Origin of the sequence: uncultured Caballeronia sp., from assembly GCF_964243625.1 — a bacterium.
GTDB lineage: Bacteria > Pseudomonadota > Gammaproteobacteria > Burkholderiales > Burkholderiaceae > Caballeronia.
Map to the genome: position 1 here is coordinate 1 of NZ_CAXTGZ010000225.1, position 8,888 is coordinate 8,888.

Annotated in this window: 7 protein-coding genes and 1 tRNA gene; 7 read left to right on the forward strand and 1 reads right to left on the reverse strand. The window is 58.3% G+C overall.

What is annotated here, in order from left to right:
• The 4 genes from ACFFAR_RS16435 to ACFFAR_RS16450 all read left to right on the forward strand — a co-directional run.
• Positions 1-707, forward strand: a 707-nt coding sequence (locus tag ACFFAR_RS16435) for an AAA family ATPase (protein ID WP_375508142.1), incomplete at its 5' end; no start/stop codon positions are given.
• A 205-nt stretch (positions 708-912) separates the two neighbouring features.
• The gene (lon, locus tag ACFFAR_RS16440; protein WP_062000830.1) at positions 913-3,336 is read left to right on the forward strand and encodes an endopeptidase La; all 2,424 of its coding nucleotides are present in this window, start codon (positions 913-915) and stop codon (positions 3,334-3,336) included.
• 225 nt (positions 3,337-3,561) lie between these two features.
• On the forward strand, positions 3,562-3,834 hold the full coding sequence (locus ACFFAR_RS16445) for an HU family DNA-binding protein (protein ID WP_056353185.1): 273 nt from the start codon (positions 3,562-3,564) through the stop codon (positions 3,832-3,834).
• A 64-nt stretch (positions 3,835-3,898) separates the two neighbouring features.
• A tRNA-Val gene (locus ACFFAR_RS16450) sits at positions 3,899-3,974 on the forward strand.
• A 185-nt stretch (positions 3,975-4,159) separates the two neighbouring features.
• Here the strand turns inward: ACFFAR_RS16450 and ACFFAR_RS16455 are convergent.
• Positions 4,160-5,227 carry a helix-turn-helix domain-containing protein gene (locus ACFFAR_RS16455; protein WP_174364175.1) on the reverse strand — a complete coding sequence of 356 codons (1,068 nt, stop codon included), beginning with the start codon at positions 5,225-5,227 and terminating at the stop codon, positions 4,160-4,162.
• Positions 5,228-5,436: 209 nt separating this feature from the next.
• Here ACFFAR_RS16455 and ACFFAR_RS16460 point away from each other — a divergent pair, with 209 nt between their 5' ends.
• From ACFFAR_RS16460 to ACFFAR_RS16470, 3 genes are read left to right on the forward strand one after another with little or no spacing between them, the layout of a single operon-like run.
• Positions 5,437-6,582, forward strand: a complete 1,146-nt coding sequence (locus ACFFAR_RS16460; RefSeq protein WP_174364174.1) for an ABC transporter substrate-binding protein — start codon at positions 5,437-5,439, stop codon at positions 6,580-6,582.
• Positions 6,583-6,587: 5 nt separating this feature from the next.
• Positions 6,588-7,844: a D-amino acid dehydrogenase gene (locus tag ACFFAR_RS16465; RefSeq protein ID WP_174364173.1), complete on the forward strand. Its 1,257-nt coding sequence runs from the start codon at positions 6,588-6,590 to the stop codon at positions 7,842-7,844.
• Complete coding sequence (locus ACFFAR_RS16470) at positions 7,841-8,860, forward strand: type II asparaginase (RefSeq protein WP_174364172.1); 1,020 nt, start codon at positions 7,841-7,843, stop codon at positions 8,858-8,860. The genes ACFFAR_RS16465 and ACFFAR_RS16470 overlap by 4 nt, the downstream gene beginning before the upstream one ends.
• Positions 8,861-8,888: the final 28 nt, after the last annotated feature.

The following is an 8,888-nucleotide window of genomic DNA, read 5'->3' on the forward strand; positions in this document are numbered from 1 at the left end:
ACAAGATCAGCCGCAAGTCGGACAACCCGTCCATCACCCGCGACGTGTCGGGCGAGGGCGTCCAGCAGGCGCTGCTGAAGCTTGTTGAAGGCACGATGGCTTCAGTGCCGCCACAGGGCGGGCGCAAGCACCCGAACCAGGATTTCATCCAGGTCGACACCACCAACATCCTGTTTATTTGCGGCGGCGCGTTCGATGGCCTGGAAAAGGTCATTATCGACCGCACGGAAAAGACAGGCATCGGGTTTGGTGCTAGCGTAAAGAGCAAGGTTGATCGCGACGCGGGCGAAGTGCTGCGCGAAGTGGAACCGGAAGATCTGATCAAGTTTGGTTTGATTCCTGAGCTGATCGGCCGTTTGCCGGTGGTCGCCACGCTCGGCAAGTTGGACGAAGATGCGCTGATCAAGATCCTGACCGAGCCGAAGAACGCGCTTGTGAAGCAGTATCACAAGCTGTTCAACATGGAACGGGTCGATCTGGAGATTCGCCCTGCCGCGTTGCAGGCGATTGCGCTCAAGGCAATCCGCCGCAAGACGGGCGCGCGTGGTTTGCGCTCCATTCTGGAACAGGCGTTGCTGGATGTGATGTACGAGTTGCCGACCATGAAGGGCGTAAGCAAGGTTATCGTGGACGACAACACAATCGACGGCGATGGCAAGCCGCTGTTGATTTATGAAGATACACCGAAGGTAGCAGGTTCTAACTAAAGTTGGGCTGTGTGTCGGCGAAAAGCCGTTCATGGCAACGTGAACGGCTTTTTGTTTATTTTTCGGATATCTTGTGGACGTTACTGACACGTTACTGAGGCGAATTTTTTCGATTCACTGATCTTTTCCCACACGCTTAAGGCTTGCAATCCATTTTGACGGCCTTATTTACGACTGAACTGATTCCACTACTGGGGAAATGAAAATGTCAGGAACCCAACTCCTCCCGCAGGAACGCATTACGCTCCCGCTGCTCCCGCTGCGTGACGTAGTCGTTTTCCCGCACATGGTGATTCCGCTCTTTGTCGGACGACCCAAATCGATCAAGGCCCTCGAAGCTGCGATGGAAGGCGGCAAGCACATCATGCTTGTTGCACAGAAAACCGCCGCCAAAGACGAGCCGACCGAAAAAGACATGTACGAAGTGGGATGTATTGCAAACATCCTGCAAATGCTGAAGCTTCCCGACGGTACGGTTAAGGTGCTCGTGGAAGGTTTGCAGCGCGCGAAGACGCTCACGATCGAAGAACAGGAAACGCAATTTTCCTGCGACGTGATGCCGCTCGAACCCGACCATGCCGACAGCGCAGAAACCGAAGCGTTGCGCCGCGCGATCGTGTCGCAGTTCGATCAGTACGTGAAGCTCAACAAGAAGATCCCTCCCGAGATCCTGACGTCACTGTCGGGTATCGATGAAGCGGGTCGTCTGGCCGATACCATCGCGGCGCATCTGCCGTTGAAGCTCGACCAGAAGCAGCACATTCTCGAGATGCTCCCGGTCGTCGAGCGCCTCGAACATCTGCTTGCGCAGCTCGAAGCCGAAATCGACATTCTTCAGGTCGAAAAGCGTATCCGTGGTCGCGTGAAGCGTCAGATGGAGAAGAGCCAGCGCGAGTACTACCTGAACGAACAGGTCAAGGCGATCCAGAAGGAATTGGGCGAAGGCGAGGAAGGTGCAGATCTCGAGGAGCTCGAGAAACGCATCACCAACGCACGCATGCCGAAGGAAGCCAAGAAGAAGGCCGACGCCGAGCTGAAGAAGCTCAAGCTGATGTCGCCGATGTCGGCTGAAGCGACCGTCGTGCGCAATTACATCGATACGTTGATTGGTTTGCCGTGGCGCAAGAAGAGCAAGGTCAACAATGACCTCTCGAATGCTGAACGCGTACTCGATGAAGATCACTTTGGCCTGGAGAAGGTCAAGGAACGGATCCTCGAGTATCTTGCGGTCCAACAGCGTGTAGAGAAGGTCAAGGCGCCTATCCTGTGTCTCGTCGGGCCTCCGGGCGTTGGCAAGACCTCGCTGGGTCAGTCGATCGCTCGTGCAACGAACCGCAAGTTCGTGCGTATGGCGCTTGGCGGCGTGCATGACGAGTCCGAGATTCGCGGTCACCGTCGCACGTACATTGGTTCGATGCCCGGCAAGATCCTGCAAAGCCTTGCGAAAGTCGGCGTGCGCAATCCGCTTTTCCTGCTCGACGAAGTCGACAAGATGGGCATGGATTTCCGCGGCGACCCGGCTTCCGCTTTGCTCGAAGTGCTCGATCCGGAACAGAACCATACGTTTGCCGATCACTACATTGAAGTGGACTTCGACTTGTCGGACGTGATGTTCGTGGCGACGTCGAACTCGCTGAACATCCCGCCGCCGTTGCTCGACCGGATGGAAGTGATTCGCCTCTCGGGTTACACCGAGGACGAGAAGGTCAACATCGCGCAGAAGTACCTGTTGCCGAAGCAAACGCGCAACAACGGCCTGAAGCCGGGCGAGATGGATCTCACGGAAGAAGCAATCCGCGACATCATTCGTTACTACACGCGTGAAGCCGGCGTTCGTTCGCTCGAACGCGAAATGTCGAAGATCTGCCGCAAGGTCGTGAAGATGCTTCTGCTGAAGAAGGCAGATGGCGCGGTCAAGGTCGACGGCAGCAATCTCGATACGTTCCTCGGCGTGCGCAAGACCGACTTTGGTCTGGCCGCGAAGGAGAACCAGGTCGGTCAGGTGACGGGTCTCGCGTGGACGGAAGTGGGCGGCGATTTGCTGACCATTGAAGCTGCGGTCATGCCGGGTAAGGGCAATATCATCCGCACGGGTTCGCTTGGCGACGTGATGAAGGAATCGGTCGAGGCTGCACGTTCGGTGGTGCGTTCGCGTTCGCGTCGTCTGGGTGTATCGGATGAAGCGTTCGAAAAGAAGGACATCCACATCCACGTGCCTGAAGGCGCGACTCCGAAGGATGGTCCGTCCGCCGGTATTGCGATGACGACGGCGCTCGTGTCCGTGCTCACCGGCATTCCCGTTCGCGCTGATGTGGCGATGACCGGCGAAATCACGTTGCGTGGCGAAGTGTTGCCTATCGGTGGATTGAAGGAGAAGTTGCTGGCGGCGCATCGCGGCGGCATCAAGCTCGTGCTGATCCCCGAGGAAAACACGAAGGATCTCGCCGAGATTCCGGACAACGTGAAGAACGCGATCGAAATCGTTCCGGTTCGCTGGATCGACAAGGTCCTCGAGCTTGCGCTCGAACGTGTTCCCGCGGCATTGCCGGAGGAAGAAGCGAAGCCTGCAACGCCGGCCGTGGCCGACAAGAAGGACGCGCCGGCAACGGGTGACTTCGTCAAGCATTGAGGTTGGTTGCCGGTTGAGAAAGTCGAAACCCGCGGGTGCCCCCCGCGGGTTTTTTATTGCGCGCCCGAGATGGAGAATGGTGGGCGGGATCAGGCTCAATCCCGGTTGACACGCGTGTTTCGGCTACTTCTAATGACCGCCGCATATATGGCTCACGGCCTGTGCTCAAAGCAGTGAATCGCTCTTTTGCATCGCCCAATCACAAACCATTTTCGGGGGATCACAATGAACAAGACGGAATTGATCGACCATATCGCGCAGCAGGCGGATATATCGAAGGCAGCAGCCGGACGGGCGCTCGAAGCGGTGATCGGCGGCGTGAAGACTACGCTGGAAAAGGGCGGTTCGGTGACGCTTGTGGGCTTCGGAACGTTCGCGGTCGGCAAGCGCACGGCACGCACGGGCCGTAATCCCCGAACGGGCGACGCGATCAAGATCAAGGCCGCGAAGGTTCCTAAATTTCGGGCTGGCAAAGCACTAAAAGATGCGCTAAACTAGCGGACTCGCTGGATACGGAGCTGTTCAATCAATCGCCCCGTGTACATTGAGCGCATCGCGAAACGGGTGCTTAGCTCAGTTGGTAGAGCGGCGCCCTTACAAGGCGTAGGTCGGGAGTTCGAGCCTCTCAGCACCCACCACCGTTTTGCAAGACGTCCAAGGCAGCCTGAAGAAGTGCAGAGAAGTATCTAGAACCCGCATGGCGATAAGCTCTGCGGGTTTTTTATTGGCTGGAAATCGGCTCGGGACGTCCGCCGTGGTGCCGCCAGTTCTTTTGATAGTTGTTGATATCCTGGCTCAATAGACGCGTCGCTGCGTGTTTGCCTCAGGACAAACGCGCTTCCAGAGAAGCCTTCAGCTTGCCCGGTGTCACGCCATAAATCTCTTTAAAGCCGCGAATAAAATGCGCGGAGTCAGCGAAGCCGCATTCGTAAGCGATTACCGTGATGCGCTTCGTTGTGTTGAGCAGCAGCCAGCGCGCGTAGCGCAGTCGCATCGTCCGATAAAACTCCTTAGGCGACATCCCTGTTTCTGTCAGGAAGTTGCGCTCGAGTTGCCTGACGCTAGTCCCGGCCATCTTCGCGATCACCGTGATATTGAGCGGCGCCTCCAGGTTTTCTTCCATCAGCACGATCGCATGCCGCACCAGCCAATCACCTACCGCCAGATAGCCTAACGCCTTGCGGCGGTCCACGAACGACGTGCCGCCCAGACGGCTGACCGTCATTTGATGGATCACCTTGGACGCCCTGTCCGGGCCGCAATGCAGGCTGATCAGACGCGTTGCCAGTTCAAGGACAGAGACCCCGCCGGCGCATGTGATGCGGTTGCCATCGATCAAATAGTCTGAATTGGCGACGACCGGCATGTTCGGGAACATCGTTTTGTAGTCTTCAAGATGGAACGCGTGGACGCACGCTACGCGGCCTTGCATCAGGCCGGCGTGCGCCAGTACAAAACTGCCGGTACACATGCCGATCAACGGCACGCCGCTGACATCCGCCTCGCGCAAATAGTCCCAGTAGCGCCGGTCGACCTGTTCGAGTTTAGGCAGCAGCCCGCCGATCACGACGAGGTAATCGAATTGACGCGGCGAACCGTCTACCGCCTGGACGGGCACGGCCACGCCGCAACTCGCTTCCACGGTTGTAGCGGACGTGCCGAGCAGCGTCCATGTGCATCGTAAAGGCCTGCTCTGGTCACCAAGGTCCGCAGCATGGCGCAATGCGTCGCAGAAACCGGCTAGTGAGAGCAACGGGAAGCTCGGCCAAAGTAAAAAACCGATATTCAGTTCGGCGCCCGCCCGGGAAGGATGGGTGTCGCGCTTCAAACAGGCGCGGTCGAGCCGGTCGACAAGTTCCCGGCCATCGGACGGTGTTCTCTCTGTACCCATGACCTTCCCTCAAGCCGCTGATAAACCCAAGTATAAGAGCCGGCGAACGAGTCCGGCCGGCGTGTCGCGTTTCTTCTATTTTCTTGCGGTTTGGTGCAATGCCAGCGATTTTATCGATCCTAAAGTCGGTCCTGTCGAACGTGCCCGTTGATTCCAGCCGAGCACCGCTGCGATACCTTCAAAGCCATGCAATAAACCAGGAGAGTCTCATGTCGACCAGAAATCCCGGCAGTCTGATTGCCCGAATTGGAGCAAGCCTGATCGTGCTCGGCTCTGCCAGCGCGTTTGCAGATGAAGTTGTCAAAATTGGACATGCCGCGCCGTTGACCGGCGCGAATGCCGAATGGGGCAAGGACACCGAAAACGGCGCCCGTCTCGCGGTAGAGGAGATCAATGCAAAGGGACTTGTGATCGGCGGCCAGAAAGTGACGCTCGAACTGGATGCACAGGACGACGCGTCTGACCCGCGCCAGGGAACGCAGATCGCGCAGAAGCTCGTCGATGACAAGGTTGTCGCCGTTGTCGGGCATATGAATTCGGGAACCACGATTCCGGCTTCAAAAATCTATAGCGATGCGGGTATCGTCGAGATTTCTCCTTCGGCTACGAATCCGATCTACACACAGCAAGGATTCAAGACCGCTTACAGGGTAGTTGCAACCGATGCACAGCAGGGCCCGGCACTGGCCGATTACGCGAAGAAAACGCTCGGGGCGAAGTCAGTCGCGATCGTGGACGACGCAACCGCTTACGGTCAGGGGCTTGCCAACGAGTTCGAAAAGCAGGCGAAGGTGCTGGGTCTGACGGTCCTCTCGCACGATGCGACCAACGACAAGGCGGTCGACTTCCGTTCGATCCTCACGAAGGTCAAGGGCGAACATCCGGACATCATCATGTATGGCGGAATGGACGCCACGGGAGGCCCGTTCGCGAAGCAGGCGCGCCAGCTTGCGATCGGCGCCCGCGTGCTGGGTGGCGACGGCTTGTGCGCCGATTCGCTCGCGAAACTCGCAGGCGAAGCTGCCGATAACGTCGTGTGCTCGATCGCCGGCATGCCGCTCGAGAAAATGCCGGATGGTCCCGCTTTCGAGCAGCGCTATGAAGCCCGGTTTCATCAGCATGTGCAACTCAACGCGCCGTTCGCCTACGACGCGGTGTATATCATCGTCGATGCAATGAAGCGCGCCCGCTCGGTCAAAGCCGCGGACATTCTTGCGTCGATGCCGGGTGCGGACTTCGCAGGCGTGCTGGGACGCACACAGTTCGACGCACATGGTGATCTGAAGCAGGGCGCCATCTCCTTGTATGACTACAAAGGCGGCAAGCAGACGCTCCTCACCGTAGTGAAAATGTGAGCATCATGGAAATCACTGTTCTAGGCGCCGGCGTGATCGGCTTGACAACCGCTTATTACCTGAATGCGTCGGGTCATCACGTGACAGTTGTCGACCGCCGTTCGCAAGTCGGCCTGGAAACGAGCTATGCAAACGGCGCGCAACTTTCGTACAGCTACGTTGCGCCGCTCGCCGGTCCGGGTGTCCTGTCGAAGATTCCTGGCTGGCTGATGCGCCACGACTCGCCAATGCGTTTTCGTCCGTCTGCGGACCCTGCCTTATGGCGCTGGTGTTTCCAGTTCTTGAGGGCGTGCACGCGTCAGAGAAGTTTGCAATCGACGCGGCACTTGCTTGCACTGTCTTTTCTCAGCCGTTCGCTGATGCACAAGCTTGTGGACAACGAACCATTGCTTGATTTCGACTATGCCCGTTCCGGCAAGCTGGTCATGCATCGGGATGCGAAAGCGTTCGCGTCGGCGCTGGGTTTGCTGGAATTCCAGCGCACGCTCGGCTGCGAGCAGCTGCCGCTCGACCGGGAAGCATGCGTTCGCATTGAGCCCGCGCTGGAATCCATTCGTCACGAGATCGCCGGCGGCATCTACACCGCCAGCGAAGACACGGCGGATTGCTATCGATTCTGTTTGAGCCTCGAAAAGTTGCTGCGCGGGCGCGGCGTGGTCTTCGAATTTTCAGCCGATGTCAGCGCGTTGAAGCACGCGCCGGGCGGACGCGTCGAAGCGTGGGCCGGAACACGCAGATTGCCCGGTGAACAGATCGTCGTTGCGTTGGGTTGCGGCAGTACGAAGTTGTTGAGGCCGGTTGGTATCGATGTGCCGGTGTACCCGTTGAAAGGATATAGCCTGACGGTTCCAATCAGGTCCGGCGATATCGCACCCCGTATCAGCGTGACGGATTTCGCCCGCAAGGTCGTGTACGCGAGGCTGGATGAGCGCATGCGCGTGGCGGGGATGGCTGATTTAGCGGGTTATTCAAATGCGCTTAACCGTCGTCGGCTTGATACGTTACGCCTTGAGTCGGAGGCGGTCTTCCCGCGGGCTGGTGACTATGCCGCCGCCGATGAATGGGCCGGATCAAGACCCGCTACGCCAGGTGGAATGCCTATCGTTGGCTCGACGCCGATCAAGAATCTGTGGCTCAACGTCGGGCAGGGCGCGCTCGGTTTCACACTCGCGACGGGGTGCGCGCAGTTACTGGACGATCTGATCGCGCAACGCCCCACGGCCTTCGATTGCTCGATGTTCAACCTGAGCGCACACCCATGACGCGCGATACCGCAGCGGCTGCGCGACAGAAAGCGAGGATCGTACTGATTGGCACGGGCGGAACGATCGCAGGTCGTGGCGCCTCGCCGGTGAACACGTCGGCGTATGACTGTTCGGTGCTGTCTATCGACGACATTCTCGCTGATCTGCCCGTCGCGGATTCGCTAGCCGATATCACGACTGAACAGCTATTTCAGGTCGGTTCCGAGAATTTCGGCAACGTGCAACTACTGCAGTTGGGAAAGCGCATTGCGTCGCTCCTGGAACGTGACGACATTGACGGCATCGTGGTTACGCATGGCACCGACACTATCGATGAAACGGCTTATTTCCTCCATCTGACGCTCAAGAGCCCAAAGCCGGTTGTTGTGGTCGGTGCCATGCGTCCGCCGTCCGCCCTAAGCTCGGACGGACCGCTCAACCTGTACAACGCGATAGTCGTGGCTGCGAGCCGGCTTGCACACGGCAAAGGCACGTTGGTCGTCTCGAACGACGAGATCCACACAGCGCGCGACGTCGTCAAGACGAATACCTTCAAGCAGGACGCGTTCAAGTCGCCTTACGGACCCTTGGGATTTATCGTCGAAGGCAAGCCGGTCTTTTACCGGCTGCCGGCACGTCCCCATACGGTGGACAGCGAATGGTCGATCAACGAGATCGAAGCGCTGCCCCATGTCGGCGTTGTCTACGCGCATGGCGGCATGAACGACGCCATAGTACGCGCGATACTCGACTCAGGCGTAAAGGCGGTCATTTATGCTGCAACAGGGAACGGCAATGTGGCGGTTTCGATCGTCGCTTCTCTGGTCGAGGCGAGAAAGCGCGGCATCCACGTGGTTCGCGGTTCGCGCACGGGAGGAGGCGTAGTCATCCGTAATGCCGCCCAGCCCGATGACCGATACGACTGGCTGGTAACTGACGATCAACCTGCGCACAAGGCCCGGATCCTGATGATGCTTGCACTTACCCGAGAGCGTTGCACACGAAAGCTGCAGGACGTTTTCTGGCGTTATTGATGTGGGTCTGAGCATATCCGTACTATCG